This is a genomic window from Rhizobium indicum, assembly GCF_005862305.2.
GTDB lineage: Bacteria > Pseudomonadota > Alphaproteobacteria > Rhizobiales > Rhizobiaceae > Rhizobium > Rhizobium indicum.
On the sequence record NZ_CP054022.1, the window covers coordinates 368,388 to 392,510 of the forward strand.

The 24,123-nt window shown below is 59.6% G+C and carries 23 protein-coding genes; 7 read left to right on the forward strand and 16 right to left on the reverse strand.

All coding sequences use genetic code 11. The features are described 5' to 3' along the window. Window position 1 precedes the first annotated feature (1 nt). The 16 genes from ugpE to FFM53_RS26230 all read right to left on the reverse strand — a co-directional run bounded on the left by ugpE (window position 2) and on the right by FFM53_RS26230 (window position 16,149). Window positions 2–850 (reverse strand): sn-glycerol-3-phosphate ABC transporter permease UgpE, encoded by an 849-nt coding sequence (gene ugpE / locus FFM53_RS26155; protein ID WP_138388871.1) that lies wholly within the window; start codon window positions 848–850, stop codon window positions 2–4. 12 nt (window positions 851–862) lie between these two features. After that, the gene (gene ugpA / locus FFM53_RS26160) at window positions 863–1,747 is read right to left on the reverse strand and encodes a sn-glycerol-3-phosphate ABC transporter permease UgpA (RefSeq protein ID WP_138388870.1); all 885 of its coding nucleotides are present in this window, start codon (window positions 1,745–1,747) and stop codon (window positions 863–865) included. A gap of 65 nt (window positions 1,748–1,812) precedes the next feature. Further along, window positions 1,813–3,135, reverse strand: a complete 1,323-nt coding sequence (gene ugpB / locus FFM53_RS26165) for a sn-glycerol-3-phosphate ABC transporter substrate-binding protein UgpB (RefSeq protein ID WP_138388869.1) — start codon at window positions 3,133–3,135, stop codon at window positions 1,813–1,815. A 337-nt stretch (window positions 3,136–3,472) separates the two neighbouring features. Then, window positions 3,473–4,477, reverse strand: a complete 1,005-nt coding sequence (locus FFM53_RS26170) for a sugar kinase (protein WP_138388868.1) — start codon at window positions 4,475–4,477, stop codon at window positions 3,473–3,475. An 18-nt stretch (window positions 4,478–4,495) separates the two neighbouring features. Then, window positions 4,496–5,311: a carbohydrate ABC transporter permease gene (locus tag FFM53_RS26175; RefSeq protein ID WP_064655543.1), complete on the reverse strand. Its 816-nt coding sequence runs from the start codon at window positions 5,309–5,311 to the stop codon at window positions 4,496–4,498. Continuing rightward, the gene (locus tag FFM53_RS26180; protein WP_138388867.1) at window positions 5,311–6,249 is read right to left on the reverse strand and encodes a carbohydrate ABC transporter permease; all 939 of its coding nucleotides are present in this window, start codon (window positions 6,247–6,249) and stop codon (window positions 5,311–5,313) included. Before FFM53_RS26180 ends, FFM53_RS26175 begins: the two co-directional genes overlap by 1 nt. Continuing rightward, window positions 6,249–7,577 (reverse strand): ABC transporter substrate-binding protein, encoded by a 1,329-nt coding sequence (locus FFM53_RS26185; protein WP_138388866.1) that lies wholly within the window; start codon window positions 7,575–7,577, stop codon window positions 6,249–6,251. The genes FFM53_RS26180 and FFM53_RS26185 overlap by 1 nt, the downstream gene beginning before the upstream one ends. Window positions 7,578–7,632: 55 nt before the next feature. Continuing rightward, window positions 7,633–8,310: a GntR family transcriptional regulator gene (locus tag FFM53_RS26190; RefSeq protein ID WP_171600412.1), complete on the reverse strand. Its 678-nt coding sequence runs from the start codon at window positions 8,308–8,310 to the stop codon at window positions 7,633–7,635. Window positions 8,311–8,317: 7 nt separating this feature from the next. Next, complete coding sequence (locus FFM53_RS26195; RefSeq protein ID WP_138388864.1) at window positions 8,318–9,202, reverse strand: dihydrodipicolinate synthase family protein; 885 nt, start codon at window positions 9,200–9,202, stop codon at window positions 8,318–8,320. 109 nt (window positions 9,203–9,311) lie between these two features. Further along, complete coding sequence (gene repC, locus FFM53_RS26200; RefSeq protein WP_138388863.1) at window positions 9,312–10,616, reverse strand: plasmid replication protein RepC; 1,305 nt, start codon at window positions 10,614–10,616, stop codon at window positions 9,312–9,314. 154 nt (window positions 10,617–10,770) lie between these two features. Then, the gene (repB, locus tag FFM53_RS26205; RefSeq protein WP_138388862.1) at window positions 10,771–11,772 is read right to left on the reverse strand and encodes a plasmid partitioning protein RepB; all 1,002 of its coding nucleotides are present in this window, start codon (window positions 11,770–11,772) and stop codon (window positions 10,771–10,773) included. A gap of 4 nt (window positions 11,773–11,776) precedes the next feature. Beyond that, window positions 11,777–12,970, reverse strand: a complete 1,194-nt coding sequence (repA, locus tag FFM53_RS26210) for a plasmid partitioning protein RepA (protein WP_017991335.1) — start codon at window positions 12,968–12,970, stop codon at window positions 11,777–11,779. A 271-nt stretch (window positions 12,971–13,241) separates the two neighbouring features. Beyond that, window positions 13,242–14,555 (reverse strand): hypothetical protein, encoded by a 1,314-nt coding sequence (locus FFM53_RS26215; protein ID WP_138388861.1) that lies wholly within the window; start codon window positions 14,553–14,555, stop codon window positions 13,242–13,244. A 118-nt stretch (window positions 14,556–14,673) separates the two neighbouring features. Further along, window positions 14,674–15,078, reverse strand: a complete 405-nt coding sequence (locus FFM53_RS26220) for a type II toxin-antitoxin system VapC family toxin (RefSeq protein WP_138388860.1) — start codon at window positions 15,076–15,078, stop codon at window positions 14,674–14,676. After that, the gene (locus FFM53_RS26225; RefSeq protein WP_138388859.1) at window positions 15,075–15,308 is read right to left on the reverse strand and encodes an AbrB/MazE/SpoVT family DNA-binding domain-containing protein; all 234 of its coding nucleotides are present in this window, start codon (window positions 15,306–15,308) and stop codon (window positions 15,075–15,077) included. Before FFM53_RS26225 ends, FFM53_RS26220 begins: the two co-directional genes overlap by 4 nt. 88 nt (window positions 15,309–15,396) lie before the next feature. Then, window positions 15,397–16,149, reverse strand: coding sequence for an SDR family oxidoreductase (locus FFM53_RS26230; protein ID WP_138388999.1), 753 nt, complete (start codon window positions 16,147–16,149; stop codon window positions 15,397–15,399). A gap of 351 nt (window positions 16,150–16,500) precedes the next feature. On the opposite strand from FFM53_RS26230, the gene FFM53_RS26235 reads away from it, so the two are divergent. The 7 genes from FFM53_RS26235 to FFM53_RS26265 all read left to right on the forward strand — a co-directional run bounded on the left by FFM53_RS26235 (window position 16,501) and on the right by FFM53_RS26265 (window position 24,110). Then, window positions 16,501–20,136, forward strand: coding sequence for a PAS domain-containing protein (locus FFM53_RS26235; protein ID WP_138388858.1), 3,636 nt, complete (start codon window positions 16,501–16,503; stop codon window positions 20,134–20,136). After that, window positions 20,133–20,774, forward strand: coding sequence for a response regulator transcription factor (locus FFM53_RS26240; RefSeq protein ID WP_138388857.1), 642 nt, complete (start codon window positions 20,133–20,135; stop codon window positions 20,772–20,774). The genes FFM53_RS26235 and FFM53_RS26240 overlap by 4 nt, the downstream gene beginning before the upstream one ends. 3 nt (window positions 20,775–20,777) lie before the next feature. After that, window positions 20,778–21,155, forward strand: a complete 378-nt coding sequence (locus tag FFM53_RS26245; RefSeq protein WP_003550117.1) for a response regulator — start codon at window positions 20,778–20,780, stop codon at window positions 21,153–21,155. Window position 21,156: 1 nt separating this feature from the next. Further along, the gene (locus tag FFM53_RS26250) at window positions 21,157–21,849 is read left to right on the forward strand and encodes a response regulator transcription factor (RefSeq protein WP_138388856.1); all 693 of its coding nucleotides are present in this window, start codon (window positions 21,157–21,159) and stop codon (window positions 21,847–21,849) included. A 193-nt stretch (window positions 21,850–22,042) separates the two neighbouring features. Then, window positions 22,043–22,396 (forward strand): ArsR/SmtB family transcription factor, encoded by a 354-nt coding sequence (locus FFM53_RS26255; protein ID WP_138388855.1) that lies wholly within the window; start codon window positions 22,043–22,045, stop codon window positions 22,394–22,396. Window positions 22,397–22,786: 390 nt separating this feature from the next. Further along, window positions 22,787–23,452, forward strand: coding sequence for a nitroreductase (locus tag FFM53_RS26260; RefSeq protein WP_138388854.1), 666 nt, complete (start codon window positions 22,787–22,789; stop codon window positions 23,450–23,452). Window positions 23,453–23,537: 85 nt separating this feature from the next. Then, complete coding sequence (locus FFM53_RS26265; RefSeq protein ID WP_138388853.1) at window positions 23,538–24,110, forward strand: NADPH-dependent FMN reductase; 573 nt, start codon at window positions 23,538–23,540, stop codon at window positions 24,108–24,110. Window positions 24,111–24,123: the final 13 nt, after the last annotated feature.

The following is a 24,123-nucleotide window of genomic DNA, read 5'->3' on the forward strand; positions in this document are numbered from 1 at the left end:
TTCATTTCTCCGTTTCGACCAGGCCTTTGACAAAAAGGCGTTGCATGGCGACGATGACGAGGACAGGTGGCAGGGCGGCCAGAATGACCGCTGCCATCACGAGGTTCCAGCGCGGCTCGGCATCGGCAACCGCTGCCATGCGCTGGATTCCCATTACGACGGTATAGAAGCTCTGGTCGGTCGTTATGATGAGCGGCCAGAGATACTGGTTCCAGCCGAGCACGAAGAGGATGATGAAGAGCGCCGCGATATTGGTGATCGACAGCGGCAGCAGAATATCGCGGAAGAACTTCATCGGCCCTGCTCCATCGACACGGGCAGCCTCCATCAGTTCGTCAGGGACTGTCAGAAAGAACTGACGAAACAGGAAGGTTGCGGTTGCCGATGCTATCAGCGGAATGATGAGGCCGCCGTAATTGTTCAGCATTCCAAGGTCGGCGACGACCTTATAGGTCGGCACGATGCGCACCTCGACCGGCAACATCAGGGTGATGAAGATCATCCAGAATGCCAAGGTCCGGAACGGAAACCGGAAATAGACGATGGCAAAGGCCGAAAGGATCGAAATGATGATCTTCCCGACGGCGACGCCAACCGCCATGATCAGCGAGTTGATCATCATCGGCCCGATCGGCGGCGCCCCTGAGCTTGTCATCCCGGATGACAGCATCGTCGAATAATTCTCGATGATGTGGCTACCTGGTGTCAGTGGTACGACGCCTGACAAGAAGTCGTTTGGGCCGTGGCTCGATGCGATGAAAGCCACGTAGACCGGAAAGACCACGATCGTGACGCCAATGATGAGGACAAGGTGCGCCAGGAAATTTAGGAAGGGGCGATTTTCAACCATCCTTGGGATTCCTCAATATTGCACGCGGCGTTCGATGAAGCGGAATTGGACCGCGGTCAGAGCGATGACGATCACCATGAGAATGACCGACTGCGCCGCCGACGAACCCAAATTCAGTCCGATGAAGCCGTCGAAATAGACCTTGTAGACAAGGATTTCCGTCGCGCGCGCCGGTCCGCCTTGGGTGGTCGCATGAATGATGCCGAACGTATCGAACATCGCGTAAACGATATTGATGACGATCAGATAGAAGGTCGTCGGTGAGATCAGCGGGAAGACGATCGTCCAGAAACGCTTCATCGGCCCGGCTCCGTCAATGGCCCCGGCTTCCTGAAGCGAGCGTGGGACGGATTGCAGCGCAGCCAAGAAAAACAAGAAGTTATAGGAAATCTGTTTCCACGTCGCCGCGATCACGATCAGAACCATGGCATCATCGGGATTGATCAGATGGTTCCAGTTGATCCCCATCGCTCGCAACATATACGCGACGATACCGATCGACGGATTGAACATGAACCACCAAAGAATGCCGGCGATCGCGGGGGCGACGGCATATGGCCAAATGAGCAAGGTCGAATAAATTCGAGAGGTGCGCAACACACGCATTGCCGCTGCAGCCAGGAGCAGCGCAATTGACGTTGATAGCACCGTCACGAGAATGGCGAAGATGAGCGTGTGGCCAAAGGCATTGATGTAGATCGGATCGGCGAAGAGCCGACGGTAGTTTTCGAACCAGACGAAGCTCGTTTTGAAACCGAAGGCGTCCTGGCGCAGGAAAGATTGCCAGAATGCAGTTGCCGCAGGCCAGAGGAAAAAGACCACCGTCACGAAAATTTGGGGAGCGATGAGCAGGTAAGGCAAAAGCTTGTTGGGAAATACGGTCCGTTTGGTTTGCATGGGCCCTCACACTGACGGATGGGAAACGGGGGCCGGTCTTTCACCAGCCCCCGTCGCGGAGCCCATTAGTTGGCGGACTGGAAATCGCGAAGCTGTTCGTTGCCTCGTGCGACCACGGAATCAACTGCTTCCTTCGCCGTCTTCTTCCCGCCCAGCAAGGTCGCAAACTCATCGTCGATGATGCCACGCACCTGGACGTAGTTGCCGAACCGGATGCCCTTGGAATTGTCGGTGGGTGTCACCCGCGTCAGCTGCTTAATACCGATATCTGCTCCGGGATTCTTCTCGTAATAGCCCTGATCCTGGCCCAGCTTATAGGCAGCCTCGGTTATCGGCAGGTAGCCCGAGAACTGATGCCAATCGGCTTGGACGTCCGGCTTCTGCAGGTAAGTGAAGAACTTCGCGACACCTTTGTATTCCTCTTCCGGGCGACCCTTCAGCGTCCAGAGCGTGGCGCCGCCGATAATCGAGTTGAGCGGCTGCGGAATAACGTCGTCATAGTAGGGAAGCGGCGCAAAACCGACCTTGAAAGCCTTTGCGTTGTTGATGACCCCTGCCCGACCGGCGGACGAGTTCATGTACATCGCGCATTCCTGAGAATAGAACATCGGAGGAGCGTTATCGCCGCCGCCAGGTCCTCCGAATTTGAAGAGCCCCTCGTCCTGCCACTTCTTCAGGTTGCCCCAATGGCGGATCGTGAGATCATTGTTGAAGGTGAATTCTGCGTCCAAGCCGCCAAAACCGTTGGCCTTTGTGGAATACGGCTTATCGTGCAGCGCATTCAGGTTCTCAGTCTGGATCCACGAGATCCAGGCGCTGGTGAAGCCGCATCTGGCTGCGCCGGACTTCATGATCGTCCGCGAAAAGGCTTCAACGTCCGCCCATGTTTTCGGCGGCGTCTCCGGATCAAGCCCCGCCTTCTTGAAGACATCCTTGTTGTAATACATGATCGGCGTCGAGGAATTGAACGGCAAGGACAGAACGTTGCCGCTGGTGTCCGAGTAGTAACCGACGACCGGAGCAATGAATTTGCTCTGGTCCCAGGCCTCCCCCTCATCCTTCATCAACTGGTAAACGGGATAGACCGCGCCCTGTGCTGCCATCATGGTGCCGGTGCCGACTTCGTAGACCTGCACGATTGCGGGCTGCTGGTTGGCGCGGAACGCAGCAATGGCGCCCGTCAGCGTCTCGTCATAAGTGCCTTTGAAGACCGGGACGATCTCGTAGTCAGATTGAGATGCGTTGAACCCCTTGGCGATCTGTTCAAGCTTCGCGCCATTCTCGCCGCCCATCGCGTGCCACCACTGGATCTTCGTGGCTGCCATTGCCGGAACGGATAACGATAGGCTGGTCAATCCTGCGGACAGGAAAAAAGCGATCTTGTTCATCCTCACTCCCACTTGTTGTCGGTCCGAAGCCTCCCGCTACGAACGTGAGCCCGATGGTAACAGGCGAGTTTCACTTTGCAAGAATGAAATGTTCAAATGAACATTTGATTGCCAGCCGCGACCGACGATCACCCGTGCTGGGTTGGCGCAATGCTGGCGACAGCCTCAGGTTCGAGGTGCGCTGTTCTTAGGTCGGGGATATGGACTAAGCGCCGTATAACTGGCCGCATGGGCTTGGTCGCCTTTGGGTGACAGCGCAAGCGTGAACGCCTCCATGGCGTTCACCGTTAACGGCCGTTGCTGCCCGGATCTTCACAACTCTCCCGTTGTGATCACTTTATCGGCCTTCCGACCTCTTCCAATTGGGACCTCTCATCGCCGCCACCGGCGGGTCCCAATTTTGCAGCACCCTGCAGACTTCGGCTCTGGTGGGCGCGCCGGTGCGACCGCCGAAAACCTGGCATTTGAGCGCCGCCGCCATGGATGACAAGCGCATCGCCTCTTCGATCGGCATGCCTTCGGCGATAGCCAACGCGAAAGCGCCATGGAAGATATCGCCGGCTGCGAGCGTATCGACGGCCCTCACCTTCGGAGCGACAAGATGGACAACTTCGCCGGTTCGGTCATCGAACCAGAAGCAGCCGTTTTCGCCAGCCGTGACGCTGATGAAGGCATGCTCGAACTTTCGCTTGAGAAGGCCGACGACCTTCACCAGCTCGGCTGTTCCGGCAAGCCGTTCGGCCGCCGGCTGCGAGAACACGATGTGGCTGGCGGCCGGTGCAAGCATCTCGATCACGCCATCGCCTGCAACGTCACCATCGAGAATGGCCGGAATGGCCGCGTCTCTGGCTGCCACCAACGTCCGCAGCGCAAGCTTCGGCCACCGGACGTCGACCAGCACCGCATCGAAAGCAGAAATTTCCTGTTTTGTGACCGGCTTGATCGTCTCGTGCAGGCCTGCATCGTAGAAAGGCACGATCAAGCGCTCGCCCTGATCATCGACAAGGATCGTCGAAACGGCCGAGCGGGCGCCTACCACGCGCAGCATGCCGCCCGTGTCTATGCCGCTATCGCTGAGGTCGGCAATGATGCGTTCGCCAGTGGAATCATCGCCGACTGCACCCCAGAGGCTGGCATTGCCGCCCAGCCGGGCGACTGCAAAGGCAGCACTCGATGCCATGCCCTCGGCGACCTGCAGCATATCGTAAGGCAGGATTTTGCCCTGGCCAGTCGGTAGCGAGCGTACACGAAACAGGGTGTCCATAACCGCCGCGCCGACACACAAAACGCGGCGCGCCTGACCGGGAGGCGGGTCGAAGATAGAAATAGAAGAAGTCGTCAAAACCGTAGTCTCACCCGCTCACTTGACGGCGCCGGCCGTCAGGCCCGCTACGATCTGCCGTTGCGCGAACACCGTCAATATCAGCACCGGCAAGGTGACAATCAATGCCGCCGCCGCCAGCGGACCCCAACTGACCTGTTCGAATGAGAGCATGTTGTAGACGGCGACGGGGAGCGTGCGCGTCTCGCGACTGGCGAGCACGATGCCGAAGACGAAGTTGTTCCACGAGAAGATGACCGAGAGGATGAAGGCGACGACAATGCCTGGCCTGGCGATCGGCAAGGCGACCAGCCGGAAAACCTGCCAGGGTGTTGCGCCGTCGATGCTTGCAGCCTCTTCCAGCTCCATCGGCGTCGTCTCGAAATAACCGATCATGATCCACACGACGATCGGCACAGTGACGACGAGATGGATAATGATCTGCGGCAGCAGCGTGCCGAGCAGATTCAGCCACTGGAACAGCAGGAAGAGCGGGATCAGGAAGGAAAGGCCGGGCGTCATGCGCGCGATCATGATGACCAACGCAGACTTCTCAGCCTTCAGGCGCGCGATGCCATATCCGGCCGGTACGCCGATCAGCAGCGCCAGAAGCGTGGCGGCACCGGTCACCAGCACCGAATTCCAGAGATAGAGGAAGAAGTTGTTCTCCTCGAAAACCTTCAGATAGTTCGACCAGGCAAAGCGCTCCGGGATGAAGATCGGCGGATAAGCGCCGTTGTCGATTTCATATTTCAGCGACAGCGAGATCATCCAGAGGAAGAACAGGACGACCGGCGATATCATCACCAGGGCAACAAACAGCAAGCCGATGCGATCGAGCGTCTTGCGCTTCATCAGCGTGCCTCCCCGTCGGACCAGTTCGCGCGCTGCCGCAGCATCATCAGGACGAAGGCGAGCAGGACGATGAGGATGAAAAAGACAACCGCCATCGCAGATCCATAGCCAATATCGTAGTAAGCGAAAGCAGTGTTGTAGAGATAGATGTTGATCGTTTCCGACGCCGTGCCCGGGCCGCCCTGGGTCATGGCGTAAATGATGTCGAAACTTTTCACCGCATCGATGCTGCGGATCATCACGGCAATCATCAGGAATGGCGCGATCATCGGCAGCGTCAGATAGCGAAATTTCTGCCAGACATTGGCTCCGTCGATTTCGGCACTTTCATAGGGCTCGCGTGGAACCGCCGCCAGACCGCCGAGCACAATCAGCATGATAAGCGGCGTCCATTGCCAAGTCTCGACCAGCACCAGCGATGGGATGACGCTGTTCTGATTATAGATCCACTCCTGCGGGCCGATGCCGATGAGGGAGAGAAGATAGTTGAGGACGCCGAGCTGCGGGTGGAACATCATCGTCCAGACGAGGGCAATGGCGACGGGCGTCGCCATCATCGGCATCACGAATATGCCACGCAGAAGGCCGCGCAGCGGAAATTGCGTATCGAAGATCAGCGCGGCGAGCGTCCCTAGGAAAAGGGGCGCCACCACGGAGAGCGTCGTATAGAGCACCGTATGCCACAGCGAGTCCCAGAAGCGCATATCCACGACCAGGCGGGCATAGTTGTCCAGTCCCGCAAAGACCTGGGACTGGCCAAGCGTCCAGCTGTTGACGCTCATCCAAAGGGTAAACACCCATGGAAAAACGATGACGGCCGCAATGACGATGAGCGCCGGGATGACGAAAGGCCAGTAGTTGGGAGCAAACCGATCCGGTTTGCTCCTTCCTTTCGACGTCTTGGCCACTGCGGCCGTTTCGATGCTTGTCGAGGCCATTATCCCTCGCTTTTCGCCAGGACGGGTTCGAACTGTGCCGTCGCTGCCTTCAGCTCGGTTTCGGGATCGGCGCCGCCGATCATGTTGGTGAGACCGACACCATAGACGTCGCGGAACTCGGTGACCGGAATGATGACCGGCAGCGCGAGCTGCGAGATCTTGCCGGAACCGACAACGGCATCAAGCCAGGCGCCCGGCATCTTGACGCCTTCGCGGACCTTCGCATCCTCGAGGACGGACTGGCGGAAAGGAACGCCGGCGCCGGCCTGCAGCAGACGTGCGCCCATTTCATGCGAAATCGCCCATTGGCAGAAGAGGTAGCCGGCTTCTTTCTTCTGACTTGCCGCGACGACGCCGAGCCCGTCGCCGAAGGTGCCCGCGGCCTGTGCCTTCGGACCTTTCGGCATGATGCCGTAACCGACCTGGCCGACGACGCGCGACTTTTCCGGATTCTCGATCGGCGGCGCAAAACCGACGCCGTCCAGCCACATGCCGATCTTGCCCTGCAGGAAGGCCGACTGCGCCTCGGCCCAGTTGAAGCCGGAGACGCCGGGAGGGGCGGTCTTGGTCATCAGCTTTTGATAGAGCTTGGCTGCATCGATCGCTTCTTGCGATGTCGTGCGCAGCTTGCCATCAGGGCCGAGCGGGCTCGAACCATAGCCGAGCAGCAGCGACGTCCAGACCGGCGTATTGGCGTTCTTCAGGCCGCGGGCGACGAAGCCGTAGGTGTTGCTCGAAGGATCGGTGAGCGCTTCCGCAGCACTGGCGAGTTCTTCAAACGTCGTCGGGTAGGCCAGCCCCTTCTTCTCGAACAGCGTCTTGTTCCAGTAGATGATCCAGTAATCGACCGAGAATGGAAGCGAACGCAGAACGCCGTCCGGATCTTTGGCGAAAGTCAGGCCGGCTTCGGCAAAGTCGGTTTCAACCAGAGACGGGTCGGTCAGCGAGGGGTCCTTGAGAAACCCGCCGATATCGGCAAGCCAGCCGCCCTTTTCGAACTGCCGCTTCTGGACATGATAGCTCATGTGCACGACATCGAAGCTCGGCTTGCCGGAGCTCAGCTCGATGGTCGTTTTCTGGCGCTGCTGTTGTTCGGGTGTCGCTTCGGCATTGACCTTGATGCCGGTGAGCTCCTCGAATTCGGACAGGTACTTCAGAAGTATTTCGCTGCGCGGGCTCTTGACCAGGTTGACTTCAAGCGTCGTGCCGGCAAAGCGCTTCCAATCGACGGCAGCCGATGCAAACCGGACGCCGAGCATGCTGCTGGCGCCAAAAGCGGCCGTACCTGCCAGAAAGCCGCGTCTCGTCGGGTTCAAAAACGATGACATGTGATTCCTCCTCCTTTTGCCGGCGATCTCCTCATCCCCGGCTGTTTATTTCCGATTATATCCTGAGCGCACGATCTCTTGCATGATTGATATGTGCGACAAGGCTGTTGACGGCGTCCTCCGCCGATCGTCGTTCGATTGCCTCGAGCACCTTCAGGTGCTCAACCATGACAGGTCCGACGTGACCATCGATGCGAAAACGGTCCTGACTGATCAGGCGCATCTTGATCGAGTTCACCCGGTAGGCGTTCGAGATGATGGTATTTCCCAAAGCATCGATAAAGGCGTCATGCATGCCCCAATCGACAGCTTGCGCGTGTACTTCCAATTCGTGCGATCCATCGCCATTTCGAATGGCGTCGGCGATATCCCGATGCTGCTTCACAAGCCCGGCGACCGTCTCGTCAGACGCGGAGCGGGTGAAAAGCGCGACCGCTTCCTTCTCCAGGAAGACGCGCAGCTGGAACGCCTCGCGAATGAGGTTCAGGTCGATATGCGCGATTTGCAACCCCCGCTGGGGCACCGTCTTGATCAGACCTTCGGCTTCGAGCCTCGGGATGAGTTCGCGGATGGCGCCAAGCGTCAGCCCTGTCAGCTCGACGAGGCGCCGCTGCGAAACGAACTGGCCGGGGCGCACGTCACGCGCAAGAAGATGGCGTGTGAAGCTCTCATACGCCTTTTCCCGCAGTGTCGGCTGCTCGTCCGTTCCGTCCATCGCCTCTCCCAGAAACATCTCCGACCTATGCCGCCTTCGAGCGGAAAAGAGTGTCGAACGCAAGAGCGAGTTGCGCCTGCCCTTCGTCGGATATTGAAACGAGTGGTGGGCGAACCGCAAGCCAGATTTCATCCGACGTCAAGTGAGCGACCATCGCTTTCACGGCAGCGGTCACCGGAAATTTCAACAATTCGGCCACGAAATCCTCTATGCGAGAATCGTCTTTGCCCTCTTCCGCCATCAGCTTGACTTCGCGAGGTACGAAATTCGCCATGCCGGAGATCGCACCCTGGCCGCCAAGCCGCACGCCCTTCGCCAGGTGACGTTCGTCGCCCACCAGGATGACGAGATCGCCATGCGCCTTCAGCAGCTTTTCCGTAAAAGGCCAGTCGCCGGAGGAATCTTTGACGCCCGTAACGACATTGGGAAAGGCGGTTCGTAGCCGGCCGATTAGCGATACACTCAGCGGAACCATGGTGACCGAAGGAATGTTGTAGACGATTATGTCTCGCGCCTTGTCGCCCAGAATAGCGAAAACAGCCGAAAACCACTGGAAGACGCCGTCGTCACTCACGTTCTTGAAATAGGACGGTGGCGCAAGAAGGATATTGCGGGCTCCCTTGGAGAGCGCATGACCGGCCTGCATCGCCGCATCCTCGGCAGCGTCGACCAGCACACCGACGATGATCTGCTTTGCGGCTATCCCACTGTCGAGCATGGAAGCGAGGATACGCTCACGTTCCTGGGTGCCGAGGGAAGAGCCTTCACCCGTCGTCCCGAACAGGGTCACACTCGAGCAGCCGGCCGCGAGGCTGCGCCGTGCCTGCTCGATCATCGCCTCGATCGCGATATCGCCATTGCTGTCGAACGGCGTGGCAAGAGCAACCGAGAGCCCGAATTTTTGTGTCAAATATGCTTCCTCCCAATGAACGGATCAGATGTAGCAAACTAACATGTTAGCTGTAAAGAGGTGATTGCGCACTGCCTACGCGAATGTCGAGGCAGTCGCTTTCTCACGATCAACTGGCATGCCTCGCCGCCGGCCCATTCGCCCGCACGAGCGCCATCAGCATCGGGCCGATCGCAAATTCGCCCCTTTCGGTCCTTCGGGTCAGATCTCTGAGATAACCGCCGGGCGAATTGATGTGCCCACCCCTTTCCAAGATGCAGGCGATCACGGTTGCGGCGTTTTCCGGCCCCATGCCCGAGCAGGCTTCCTCATAGGCCGAGGGACTGACGCCGAGCATCGAGCGCACGACGACGGCCGCCGACATAAGGTCTCGCCAATTGCCGATGCTTCCGCCAGGCCCGTAATCGAGAATACTGGGGCAGGCCTGGAGGACGAGGCCGAGCGGGAAGGATTTCAGGCTTGGTCCGGCGCCTGGATCGGCCGCGCCCCCCGTCCTGTTGCTCATCCCGCCGGAAGGCTTTTGCGGTTTCAATCTTCGTTCGTCGGACGGCCCGGCGTTCGGGTCATTATCGGCCGCTGCCTTTTCGCCCTGCTTCGTATCGAAGCTTGGTTCAAATTCATAAATGGAGTTGGGATTTGAATTCTGTTTGTGATGCTCAATTTGAGACTCATTGGCGTCTATTTTTTTTGTTTTTATCCGTATTTCCAGCATGTTGACGATCTCGGCACGCAGCAGCCCCATCTCGTCGAGCAGCGGTGCCAGGTCTTCGGCTGTCGCCACGCGTGGAAGTCGGGCAAGAAGCGCTCGAAACATCGCCGAAATGCCTTCCCAATCACCGGGAACCCCTTCTTCGAGGGCCGTCTCAATCAGCTTGGAGATATCGCGCCGGCACAGCGTCATGCGTTGCCTGGTCACCCGCAGCAGCTCCCGGTCGGCAACCGCCTGGGCGGCCAGGGTTTCGATTTCGACAGCACGCGCCAGAAGCGGTGCGACGCTGAAGCCGAAAGCCTCGCCGATGGCCCCTGCCCTGTCGCGGCGCGCATAGCGTTTGCCATTCGGGCTGTCCTTGCGCAGGATCAGGCCGGCCTCGACCAGGACGGCAAGATGCCGCCTGAGGGTGGCTGGGGTCATGCCTCGAGCGCGCAACGAAAGCTGCGCATTCGACGGGAAGACGATCAGTCCTTTTTCCTCGGAGATTTCGTCGTCAGGGTAGAAGGTCAGAAGCGCATCGAGCACCGTCAGCGCCCGATCGGTGACGCCAAGCGCCGGCCGCGCTTCGCAGATCGCCCTGAACAGCTTCCATTTACTGCGTTTCATTCCCGGCTCGATGGTCTCGGCCAGTTGCTGGCTTGCCAGCATGCCAAGCGACATCGGCCGCCGCCCAAAGGGCGTCGTCACATATCCACTCTCCATTTGCCTTCACCTTCGTTCAGGCAAAAGAAAACCATCCACCAATTTGGTGCCTAAGACGCTTGACTGTGATTCGGGGAAATGCGATTCTCGATGTGCTTAAGATCTGAGAAGGGCTTCCACGGCGTCGTCGTTGGGGGCCTTTTTCTTTTGCGCGCTACGCTCCTCTGTCCTTGTTGAACTCCTGGAACAGGCCCTTCAGCCTTTCCTGGACGAATTGATCGAAACCGGGCGCGGTCTTGCCGTCGAAGACGAAGGTCGCACCGGATGCTGTCTTCTTGATCATGACAGGCACGCCACTAACCTGGGCTTTGGCCACCGCCGGCTTCGGCGCAGCCGTCTTCTTCGTTGCCAGAACGAGTGCCCGCTGAAACCGCTCGTCGCTCGAAATTTTACGCGCGTCGTCCGCGGACAACTCCGCGATGATCCTTTCGACATCGGCTTTCTCAAGCCGCTCGCCCAATTCCAACCATCGCCGGCGGCCGATATCAGGTGCCGCACCTATGGCGTTGACGAGATCAAGGGGGACCTGTCGTATGACGATCAGCATTCTCGACAGCGCCGCCTTGTCCACGCCGAGAGCCGCCATGATGACATCGCGGCCAAAGCTGCGTTCCTCGAGCCGCGATGCGAAGAGCGCGCGCTCGATGTAGGAGAGATTGGTTCGAGCGCTGTTTTCCTGTCCCTGGCTGACGACCAGCTGACCGTCGGTGAGATCGCGGACGACCGCACGCACCCTGATGCCGATTTCTCGGGTGGCAGCCAGGCGCCGATGGCCGTAGGCGACCTGATAGCGTCCCCTGGTTTCGGGATGCGGGCGGACAAGGATCGGAACCTGCTGCCCATGCTCGCGGATCTGCTCGACAAGTTGCGCGAGTTCGGCCGCATCGATCGCCAATCGGTCGCTGACGAAGGAAGCGTCGATCAGGCCGGGATCGAGTTCGACGATGGTCTGGCCGGTGGCAAGCTGCCGCTCCAGCTCACTCGCCCGCTCCATTTTCTCGGTAATGTTGCCGAGCGTCTTGGTAATGCCGCCGACCGGCGCTGCACTGCGCTCCTGCGGCACGAATCCCGCGATCGGGCGATTGTCGCGCGGTGCGACTGCGTCCATTCTTTCCGGGCTCGGAGCGGAGATTTCGATGAGGTTCTTGCGCGCCATCTATCTATTTCCTCCCCCAGGTCGAGCGAATATGCGCCTCGATCTCGCCATTCACGAGGTTGAGCGACTCCAGAGCCCGATCGTAGGTTCCGCGTGTGAACTGCGACCGCTCGACCTCGTAGAGTGTCTGCTTGGTGACGCCGGCGTCGGCGACCGCCGTCGACTTCACCATGGCGTTGTGGAGCATTCGATTGCCGAAGATCGCCCGCATGAAGCCGGTCATCTGGCTTTGCGGTCCGTCGTTCGGCTCGAACCGCGTCACGAGATAGCGCATCCAGTCATAGCTAGTACGCCCGCCGGCCTTTTCCACGACCGACATCAGCTCACTCGTCATCGTCAGAAACTGCGACATCGACATGACATCCAGCATCTGCGGGTGGACCGTGATCAAGACCGAGGTTGCCGCGCAGAGCGCCGACATCGTCAGGAACCCCAGTTGCGGCGGGCAGTCGATGACCACGACGTCGTAAAGGCTTTCGATCTCCGTCAGGACCTCGCCGATGCGGGCAAAGAACATCGTCTCCGCCGTCCCCGACGCCATCGCCTTCGGCGTCTCGTGCTCGAATTCCATCAGCTCGAGATTGCCCGGAATGAGATGCAGATTGGGCGTGTAGGTGGCACGCACGATGTCGGCGATGGGGCGCGGCTCCTCATATCGGATCGCACCGTAGATCGTTTCGCCCTCTCCGACATCGAATTCCGGCTGATGGCCGAACAAGGCGGACAAGGAGGCTTGCGGATCGAGGTCGACGGCGAGCACGCGGTAGCCCCTGAGCGCCATGAACTGCGCCAGATGGGCCGCGGTGGTGGTCTTGCCCGAGCCGCCCTTGAAATTCATGACGGAGACGATCTGGAGCTTTTCCCCCGGCCTGCGGGCCGGCACATATTTCGGCGTTCCGTTTCGCTCGTCGAGGACCCGGCGAATCCGGTCCATATCGGTTGCACTGTAAAGCCGCCGTCCGTTTGCGAGCGGATCAGGCCCATGGCCGTCGGCGGCCACCTGGCGGAGATAACCTTCGCCGATACCGATGAAGGCCGCAGCTTCCGCCGGCGAAAATGTTCTGATGGTCTTTTGCGAGAGCGGGGGAAAGATTTTTGCCTGATGCTGCTGAAGTTGATAGGATAACTCCTTCGCATCTGTTGCCAGAAGCGACGGGAGATGCTCTTGATCGTCCTGAAGAGCAAGGCTCGGCTGCATGATCTTTTTCCCAAGTAACTGCGCAATTTTGAACGAAAGCGCTTCAGTTGCGCAGTTACTATATGCCTCGATTCGTTACCAATTTACAAATGCTTAACCAAACCGTCCGTTTCAGCGCCATCGCGGCGGCTGGCGACATGAGCCAGATTTCAAGTGATTCACGCATTGCCGATCACTCGAAGTGACTAACCACGGTGGCTTTCCAGCCGACCGGGAGGTCAACCGCGTCGCCATATAAGCCTAATGTATCAATAGCTTGGGCGCTTTCTCTCTATTTCCCATCGTCCTTCAGGTAGTTGTTGCCGTTGATCACCAGAAGGTCGTCGGAACCTTTGTCCGGCTCGAATATGCTCATGCTTTCCGTCTTGCCGCTCGCATCGGTCAGGTCGAGACGGTAGCCGGAAAGCTTGTAGCGTCCGCTTGCGCCCGGCCGGTTGCTTGACGTGGTGACGCCCGATTGCGACCCGCCGATTTCGTTCGTGATCGAGGCGCCGGACCAGCCTGTACGTTCGAAAGTACCGTTTCGACGAAGCGTCATCGTATGGCTGGACGCCACCGATCCCGACGAGGTCGCGGTCATGCCGCTCGAGGCGAAGGTGGATACCCATTCGCCGTCGAGCGTCGCACCCTCATCAAATGGCGGCACGGCGCGGTAGTCTGCGTCGGCAATTTCCAGGTCTTCGCCTTTTTTCGAGAATGGTTTCGTCTCGATCTCGATTGTGCCGTAGGCAGAGGTGACGCTACGCATTTCGATCGACCCGGCGGAGGAGAAAAACCCGCCGCCGGCAAGCTTGTAGAGGCCGCAATCGGTCGGGGTGTCCCTGCAATGTTCGGCAATGCTCCGGCCGCCCTTCGGCAGTTCCGTGCTGAACAGCCCTTTCGGATCGAACGTGGTGATCGTGCTGTCCGAATAGAAATCCATACCACCGAAGACATTCGGCCGGAGACCGGTATCGAGATGGGTGAAAACGCCGTCCAGCCCGCCGTCATCGCTCGCCGGCACGAGATCGAAATCCTTGTCGGAAGGATCAAGCTTCACCGAGCGCACGAGGGTTGCGAAATCGGCCTCGGCGCTACTGCTTCTGTCCCCGTTCACATTCAGCAACACGAGCTGCAGATAGGTCTGCCGCTCGTCGCCGGCGATGCCGACGACGATCTGGTTAATGGTCACGTTCTTCTGATGGACGCAGCAGCGTTCTTCCACGCGGATGTCGTAGCCGTTCACCGTGACCCCATAATGCTTGATCAGGATATCTTCCTTCGCCATGTCGGGAAGCGTCGCGACGAAGGTCTTCATGCCGGCCTGCAGAGAATTGCGCGCCGCCGGGAGCGGCTTGGTGATCTGGATCAGAGCACTGCCGCGCTTGTCATCCTCCGTTTCCGGAAAATCCTTCTGCAGCATGAACAGATTGCCCTTGCCGGCTTTCCTCCAGCCGGAAGCGGCATCGGGCAGGCTCACCGTCAGGTCGCCGATATCGGCGGGTGCCGCCAATGCCTGGGAGCAGGACAGGAGGCAGAAAATGACGAGAACGAAGCCCAAGGCCGATTTGTCCCGGCCGATCCGATCGATATGCGCGTTGCCCATACGCCCTCCCCTCGCGTTTCGACTACCGCCGACGGGATTTGGAGTTGGGCGCGACCATTTCAACCCTGAGCTTCATGAAGGTTTGTTGAATGCTTCGACACACGCCCTATCAGGGAGCTTAGGAAACAGGCGCTATCAATTTCAATGATGGGAAATAGGACCGATAGCGGCCGATATCGCGGGTCAACAGCGGCAGTTGTTCTACGGCTGCGTGAGCGCCGATGAAGAAATCGGGAAGCACGCCGGTGCGCAACCCGCCTGCCTTGCGATATTGCGTGAAGACCTTGCCCGCAAGAAACAGGGCGGCCTTCGGCATCGGCCTCATATCGAGGCCGGCCTCTTCCAGAAAAGTCTCGAGCGCTTCGATCCTGTCGTATCGAACCGCAAGTTCGGCATAGACGACATCATTGATCGGCAGGGAACCTTCGATGCTCGCCGTCTCGAGCTGGGCTATGGACCAACTCGACCATTTCGGGTCACCGGTCACGAGGCCCAGAAGAACTTTGGTGTCGACGAGCGTCACGTTTCGCTACGCGTCAAAGCCATGATAGCGTCGGTGTCGAGGCCCTTGCCGGCATGGCCGCGTAGCTTCTCGAAACGACTGACCGGCCGCTTCCTGTCAGCGCGCGTCAGAACCACACTGCCGTCGGCAGCGCGATGAAAATCGACCTGGCTGCCCGGAACGATGCCAAGCAGATCCCGGACCCGCTTGGGAATGGTCACCTGCCCTTTCGCGGTAACGGTCGTGGCCATATCGGGCGCCTTTGTAATACTCTCCTGTTGGAAAGTATTACCTTCGTTGGAAAATTTCAAACCCGATGCTTACCGCAGAAGCCGGTTGCTAAGCGGCCATCGATTGGTAGAGCCAGTCGGAAAGCGTCTGGCGCGCCACGCGCGCGCCAGCGCCGGGAATCAGTGCGTCGTCGGTCAGTTCGACACCGAAATACGACGTGGATCGATCGGTTATCACCTGCCGTTCGTCTTCGTTCGCGGCGAGATAGACCCGGGCGATTTCATCGATGCCGAATTGCTCCGGGCCGCCGATTTCGACGACATCGCCCGAGGGAGCACCGGCTGTCAGTTCCGCCAGGAATGCTGCGACATCCCCGGCTGCGACCGGTCTCATCAAGGCCGATGGCAATCGAAAGACATTGCCTTCGGCCCCGATGTCGATCAATCCGTTTATGAACTCGTAAAATTGCGTGGAGCGGAGGATCGTATAGGGTCGACCTGAAGCCCGGATGAGATTTTCCTGTACCATTTTCGCGCGAAAATAGTCGCTTTCCACGAGGCGCGGCGTGCCAACGACCGAGAGTGCGAGATAGTGTCTGATGCCGGCTTCCGCCGCAGCTGCGAGCAAGTTCTTCGTCGACGCCTTGAAGAAATCGAACGCCGAACTGTCGCCGAACGATGCGGCATTGGTCACGTCTACAACGACTTCGGTTCCCGCCATCGCCACGTCCAGACCCTTGCCGGTGACCGTGTCGACGCCAAGCGACAATGATGCGGCCGCGACGTCGTGGCCCGATCGGCGCAACTTCTCGCTGAGCCGCGTTCCGATGAGACCGCTTGCTCCCACCACCGTGACTTTCATATCGGCATCCTCTGTTGCATGTCGTCTACAATGCCTCACGCCGATCGACAATGACCGGAAAGCCGGACGCCTTCCATCGTTCTTGAGGTCTGGCGCCCTAGCCGAAGGGCATAGCGGTACCAGCCTGACGTCTAGGATGCGCCATCGGGAAAACAGGACAGTCTTCCGATCCGTCGTCCGCCCGAAAATTCCGGCTACGTTCCCGCGCGATGCATGGGTTTCCATGAGTTGCGGTTGTGGTGCGGCGGGATTACGCTTTGTAACATGAGCTCGCCAGCCCCGAAATCGAGAACGACTGCTGCAGGAAATGCTGATGATCCCCCGGTTTTCTCTGTCCGGCAGGAGCAGTTGATGCTGAGCGTCTGGTCGCACCGTCCCCGTTTCCTACATCTGGGGCTTTTCTTCCTCGCCTATGTACTCGCCTGCGGCTTCGCACAGTCGCTGGCAATCGTGCCGGGAACGGGTATTTCCATCTGGCCTCCGGGCGGGCTTTTCGTCGCGACCCTCATCCTTGCCTCCAGGCGCAGCTGGCCATGGTGGATCCTGGCGGGCTGCCTGGCAGAGATGTTCAGCAATTTCCTGTGGTTCTACAGCCCCGTGCCTGCGGCCTTCCTGATTTATGTCGGCAACGCTCTTGGAGCAATGGTCGCGGCATGGCTGGTGAACCGGACCTTGAAGCACCCAGTTCAGTTGGAAACTCTGCAGGAAGTTCTCACATTTGTCATCCTGGCTGCCGGAATTGCACCGATTGTCAGCGCGACCGTGGGAAGTGCCACGCTTGCCTGGTTCGCGATTCAATCGCAATCCTTCGCGACGGCCTGGCCGCTATGGTGGATCGGAGACGCAACCGGTGTCCTCATCGTTTCGCCGCTGGCCTTGGTCCTCTTTCACAGCTGGCGCAGCAAGACGCAGTTCTCGGCCGCGCAATGGGTGGAAGCCTGCGTCCTGGCGCTGATCTTTCTCGGTGTCGCGGCTCTTTCACTGAGCGGCTACCTTCCTTTCGCCTATATTATCATGCCGCCTCTCCTTTGGGCCGCAGTCCGCTTCGAGTTCAAGGGCGCTGCGGTATCGCTCGCTCTGCTTGCTCTGATCACGGCGGTATTCACGATAACAGGCGCCAGCCAGTTTGCCGGTGATCCCGAATCCCAGAAACACAATCAGATCATGCTGCAGCTGTTTCTGGCCATCTCGGCATTTTCGGCGCTGATTGTCGCCGCCATATCCCGACAGCACCAGCTTGCAGTACTCACATTGCGCCAAAACGTGGAGACGTTGCGCGACCGGGAACGGGAGCTCTCGCAACTCGTGGACATGGTTCCGAGCCATGTCTGGCGTCTGACGCCCGAGGGCGAGCCAACCTTCTTCAATAGGCGGATGGTCGATTTCCTGGGTCTTGACGTGGCGGACTCGGACAGGCCAGGCATGAGCCGGCTGGAGGCGGTCCTGCAGGCCACCGTTCATCCCGATGATACAGCCGGGTTCAGGGACGCCCTTCGCCATTGCCTCGCCACCGGCGAGAGCTTCGTCATGCGGTATCGGCTGCGGCGCGCCGACGGTCTCTTTCGCTGGATGTCGAGCCGCGCCGAGCCGATGCGCGATCAGGCCGGAAACATCGTCCAGTGGTACGGGCTTTGTCACGATATCGACGATCAGATGCGTGCCGAAGAGGCCATTCGGCGGAGCGAAAGACAGCTTCAGCAGATGATCGACGCCGTGCCGGTCCGCATATGGAGCGTGGAACCGACAGGCGGATCGACCTACTTCAACAAACGCTACCAGGATCATTTCCGTGCCGTCATCGCCAATTTCGACGCGCGGGCCGAACCGCGCATCGACGAGTTGCTGCGGCAGCTGATTCATCCCGAGGATGCGCCCGACGTGCAGCGCACGCTACGCAATTGCTTCGAAACCGGCGGCGGCTCCGTCATGCGGTTTCGCTGGCTTGAAAAGGACGGCGTCTACCGCTGGGCCGAATGCAGGGTGGAGCCGCGCCGCGATGACAACGGAACGGTCGTGCAATGGTACGGCGTCTCCCTCGATATCGACGAGGAGGTGCGCGCGCTGGAGGCGTTGCGCGACCGCGAACGCGAGCTCTCGCAGCTCGTGGACATGGTCCCGGTCCAGATCAGGCGCCTGACGCCGGAAGGCGAACCGGTCTTCTTCAACAAGCGCCTGATCGACTTTTTCGGTCTCGATGTCGGCGATATGGACAGGCCCGGCATGAGCCGCCTCTCCTCGGTCATTCACACTCTCGTCCATCCCGATGACGCATCGAGGTTGCTGGAGACGGTTCACCATTCCCTCGCCACCGGCGATTCCTTCTCGATAAAATATCGCATGCGCCGTTTCGACGGAGCCTATCGCTGGGTCGATGGCCGAGCCGAGCCGCTACGCGATCAAAGCGGCGCGATCATGCAATGGTATGTCATATCCGTCGATATCGACGATGAGATGCGCGCGCAGGAAGCGCTACGCGACCGGGAGCGGGAGCTTTCGCAACTCGTGGACATGGTTCCGAGCCTGCTCTGGCGGCTCAATCCGGAAGGCGCTCCAACCTTCTTCAACCAGCGCCTGATCGATTTTCTAGGTCTCGACATTGCCGATATGGAAAAGCCGGGCGTCAGCCGGCTGGCGGCGCTCATCGAGGCCGCCGTCCATCCCGACGATGCAGCCAGCCTCGAGCAAGCGCTCAACCATTCCTTCGCTACGGGGGAGCGCTTCTCCAGCCAGTATCGCCTGCGGCGCGCCGATGGCGTCTATCGCTGGGTGAAAGGCAGCGCGGAGCCGCTGCGGGATCAGAGCGGCCGGATCGTCCAATGGTATGGTCTGTCGCATGACATCGACGATCAACTGCGCGTCGAGGAGGCACTGCGGGAGAGAGAACGATCGCTCTGGCAGCTCGTTGAAACGCTGCCGGCAATGATCGATTGCGCAGCACCTGATGGAGAACCGATCTATCGCAGCCAGCAACTGCGTGACTTCCTCGGCTATAATCTCGAGGAGTTGGACGGAACGGGCAAAACCCGGCTGGACGGCACACTCGATGCCGGTGTTCATCCCGACGATGTGGCAGGGGTCAAAGAAAACTATGCCCATTCATTGTCCACTGGCGAGCCCTATGCGCGTAGGCACCGTCTGCGGCGCCATGATGGTGAATATCGCTGGGTCGAGACGCGTGCGGCACCGATGCGCAATGCCGAAGGCGTCATCGTCCAGTGGAATGTCATCTGCCTTGATATCGACGGTGAGGTTCACGCGGAGGAAGATCTGCGCCGAGCGCGAGAGGGTCTTGCACGGGCGAGCCAAGTGGCGAGCCTGGCCGAGCTTTCAGCCTCCATCGCGCACGAGGTGAACCAGCCGCTTGCGGCCGTCGTGGCCAACTCACACGCCTGCCAGCGCTGGCTCATGGCCGAACCGCCGAATATGGAGCGGGCACAGAGGACGGTCGAGCGCATCATCCGAGATGCCAACTCGGCGGCGGATGTCGTCAGCCGCATTCGCGCTCTGTTCAAGCAATCCGCAGACAGAAGGATCCCATCGACGCTCTCCGGCATCGTCAACGAAGCGCGCAACCTCATGGCCGACGAGGCCTGGCGTCGTCACGTTAGGCTGGAGGTGGAGGTCGACGCCACCCTTCCGCTCATCGCAATCGACCGCATCCAGATCCAGCAGGTTCTGATCAATCTCATCCGCAACGGCATCGAGGCAATGGACGCCACGACAGGCGACAGGGTCATCGAAATCCGCGTGCGCCAGATCGGGAATATCCTCCAGACCGAGATCAGCGATCGCGGCCAGGGCATCGACTTTCCCGAAAAGATGTTCGAGCCGTTCTTTACGACGAAGGAAAACGGCATGGGCATGGGGCTGGCCATCTGCCGCTCGATCGTCGAACTGCACGGCGGACGATTGTGGGCCGAGAAGAACAATCCGTGCGGAGCAACGTTGATCTTCACATTGCCTATTGAAACGAAGGCGGCGCCATGACGGCCGACGACCATATCGTCTTTATCGTCGACGACGATGAACGTATCCGGGAAGCGCTCGGCGAGCTGCTGGACTCGCACGGCATGCACGCCATTACCTTCGAATCGGCCTGCGACTACGTGAGAGCGGACAAGCCGGACGTGCCCGCCTGCCTCGTGCTGGATATCGAGCTGCCTGACATCAACGGTCTCGATCTGCAGAGACAGATCGCAGACAGGGATCATCCGCCGATCGTCTTCATTACGGGACACGGCGACATTCCCTCTTCCGTGCGTGCGATCAAGCATGGCGCGGTGGACTTCCTGACCAAGCCGTTCAGCGATGCGGATCTCATGGCGGCAATCCACGCGGCGATTGCTCAGGATCGGGAAAAGAGAGCCGAGCGCGCCGAGATCGACATGCTCAGACAACACTATCTCGACCTGACGCCGCGCGAGCGCGAGGTGCTGCCGCTGGTCGTCAGCGGCCTTCTCAACAAGCAGGCCGCAGCCGAATTGGGGATCAGCGAAGTGACGCTGCAGATTCACAGAAGAAACGTGATGCACAAAATGGCGGCGGCATCGCTCGCCGATCTGGTGCGGATCGCGGAGAGATTGGAAATACCGATAACCCACTCGCGCCGAGTGGGAGGGAATTGAAACATGAACAAGACAAGACACGTCGTGGCAATTGTCGATGACGATCCAAGGTTGCTTGAATCGATGGGCGACCTTCTGGAATCCGCGGGTTATGTGGCCCGCAGCTTCTCATCGGCGGGCTCGCTGCTCGTCAACGGGCTGTCGGACCTCGACCTGCTCATTACCGATATCGGAATGCCCGGCATCGACGGCTTCGAACTTCGTGACCTGGTGAGGAAATCACGGCCGGAGCTGCCGGTATTCATGATCACGGGCCGCCACGAGATAGCAGATCAGGGACGCGCTCAAGGCGCGAGCGGATTTTTCCGCAAGCCCTTCGATGCCCAGGCCCTGCTGGCGGCCATTGCCAACGCTTTGCATAAATCGACAGATGGAGGGTGACATGAGAGTTGACCAGCCGTTGCTGCGGAGATCGGCGCCGTTATCATTGCAGTGCAGTTATGAAGAGAACCAGCCGCTTGTCATTATCGTCGATGACGACGCATCGGTTCGCGAGGCGCTGTCGGAGCTGATCCTGTCGGCGGGTTTCCAGTCGACCAGTTTTGCTTCGACCCGTGAATTGCTTGACGCCGATATCTTGGATAGCCCCGGCTGCCTGATCCTCGACGTACGCATGCCAGGCGCAAGCGGTCTTCACCTGCAGAGCCATCTGGCCGAAAACGGCATTTCCAAGCCGATCATCTTCCTGACCGGGCATGGCGACATCCCGATGACCGTCCAGGCGATGAAGGCCGGCGCCGTGGATTTTCTCACCAAACCGGTGCGGGACCAGACGCTGCTCGACGCCGTGACTGCCGGCATTGCGATGGACGCCGAACGGCGAGCCGAAGCGGCGGTCACCAAGCGCAATATCAAGCGCCTGGAGACACTGACGCAGCGCGAGCGCGAGGTCCTGCATGAAGTGGCGCGCGGCCGCCTCAACAAGCAGATCGCCTTCGATCTCGGCATCAGCGAGGTGACGGTCAAGCTGCATCGCAGCAATGTCATGCACAAGATGGAGGCGGCCTCCATCGGCGAACTGATCCGGGCCTGGGAAACACTGCCCGCACAAATGCGCCAGGTCGGCCCGCGCTAGTAGGCGAAGGATGCCGGCCTCGAAGATGATCTGCCGCCGCTGTCCATTTGATGCGCGCCGTATCCGATTTGCGCCGGAAAAGACGATGCGGCGCCGATAATGGGTTTCGGCCCCGCACCCATGCGTTATCTCTAAATTAAAGCTCGGGGATATGACCAGATACCCGGCTTTGGTTCCCCAAGGAGATCTCGCTTTGAACAATCAATCGTCAGCCGCGCCTTCCCCTGAAACCAACGTCTTCGACAACGAAGCAAACTTCCTGTCGGCCATGGGGAATGCCAAACGGCTTCACATTCTGCATCTGCTGGCCGAAGGAGAAATGTCCGTGAGCGTCCTGGCCGACGAGGTGGGATTGAGCCAATCTTCGACTTCCCAGCATTTGGCAATTCTTCGAGAGCAGGAACTCGTGCAGACCCGAAGGGCTGCCCAGACGATCTACTATTCACTTCAATCCGCCGCGGCCACGGCGATGCTCAATACGCTTGCCGACATCTTCGGATGGCACCCTCGCCCCCCAGTGGAACGCGTCCAAGCCGTAGGCACCTGACGAGACGACGAAGCGTTGCTCTTGCGGCTCATGATTGGAGCATGATCTTGTAGGCAACTCGGGATCGGCGCCGCGGCAACGAAGAGCAGCGCAATGGCGAAGACGGCGAAAAGGATGACTGCGGCTTGAGCGTAAGCGCCAAGCTGAGGCCGTTCAGGGGCGTCATTCCAGGCCGGGACGCCCGTGGCGCGGGAGCCCCGCGATGCTTCGCCCACATGCCCCCCCGAACGCATCGATCCCTGATGTACGTTTGATGTACGCCTCCTAGACCACGGTGTGATTACGCCTCCATTGCGAATGGAGATAATGAACCACATCAGAAACGGAACAGTCAGGAGGAAGCGGCCATGAGTATGGACGTAACGAACGGCCAGCGCCATGGAGGCGATCATGGACGTATATGAGGCAGTCAAAAGTCGACGGTCGGTGCGCGGATTCAAAGACGAGCCTGTGGAGAGGGACGTGCTTGAGCGTGTGCTGTCCGCCGCAGCTTGGTCGCCGTCAGGATCGAACATCCAGCCGTGGAACACCTACGTGATGACCGGCGCACCGCTGGCAGAGCTCAAAACGTCCGCCGTCGAGCGCGTGGCCCATGGCGACGCCTGGGACAAGCGGCAGTACGAGATGTACCCGGCCGGGCTGAAGCCCCCTTACGGCGAGCGCCGGTCCGCCTTCGGCAAGGAGCGCTACAGCGCGCTCGGCATTGCGCGCGAGGACTGGGAGGCGCGCCAGCGGGCAGCAATCGCCAACTGGAACTGTTTCGGCGCGCCCGCCGCCCTGTTCTGCTACATCGACCGTGACCTGGGCCTACCGCAATGGGCCGACGTCGGCATGTATCTGCAGACCGTCATGCTGCTGCTCCGCGCCGAAGGTCTGCACAGTTGCCCGCAGATGGCGTGGTCGCAGGTTCGCGAGACCGTCGCAGAGGTCCTATCACCCCCGGACGGGCTCATCCTCTTCTGCGGCATGTCGATCGGGTACGAAGATCCCACGGTCAGTTACGCCCGTACGGGCCGCGCCCCGCTCGGCGAGACGGTCACGTTCCTCGGCGATTAGTGACCTGCGAACGAAGGACAAGACACCCCTTCTATGATTCTTGCGTATGATACGTCCCTTATCATGCGAGATATTGGAGAACGCCATGACCACGCATAAAGTAGGCTATCTTATCGGCAGCCTCGCCAAGGGCTCGATCAACCGCAAGCTCGCCAAGGCGTTGGTGCGGCTCGCCCCGCCGGAACTTGAAATGTCGGAGATATCCTTCAAGGACCTGCCGCTCTACAGCTACGACTACGACGCCGACTACCCTCCGGCTGGCAAGGCATTCAAGGCGGCAATCGCGGCCGTCGACGCCGTGCTGTTCGTCACGCCCGAATACAATCGATCCATACCCGGCGGGCTGAAAAACGCCATCGACTGGGCGAGCCGCCCGTATGGCACCAACTCGTTCACACGCAAGCCGTCAGCGGTGATCGGCACGTCGCCGGGCGCGATTGCCACGGCAGTCGCCCAGCAGAATTTGCGCAGTGTGCTCAGTTTCTGCAACTCTCCCCAGATGAATGCCCCGGAAGCCTACATCCAGTTCACACCGGGGCTGATCACCGATGACGGCGAGGTCACCAACGACAAAACCGCCGATTTCCTTCGCACTTACATGCAGGACTTCCATGTCTTCATCGCAAGGGTTCGCTCAGTGCTGCCGAAAGATGCCTAGAACAGGATGATTT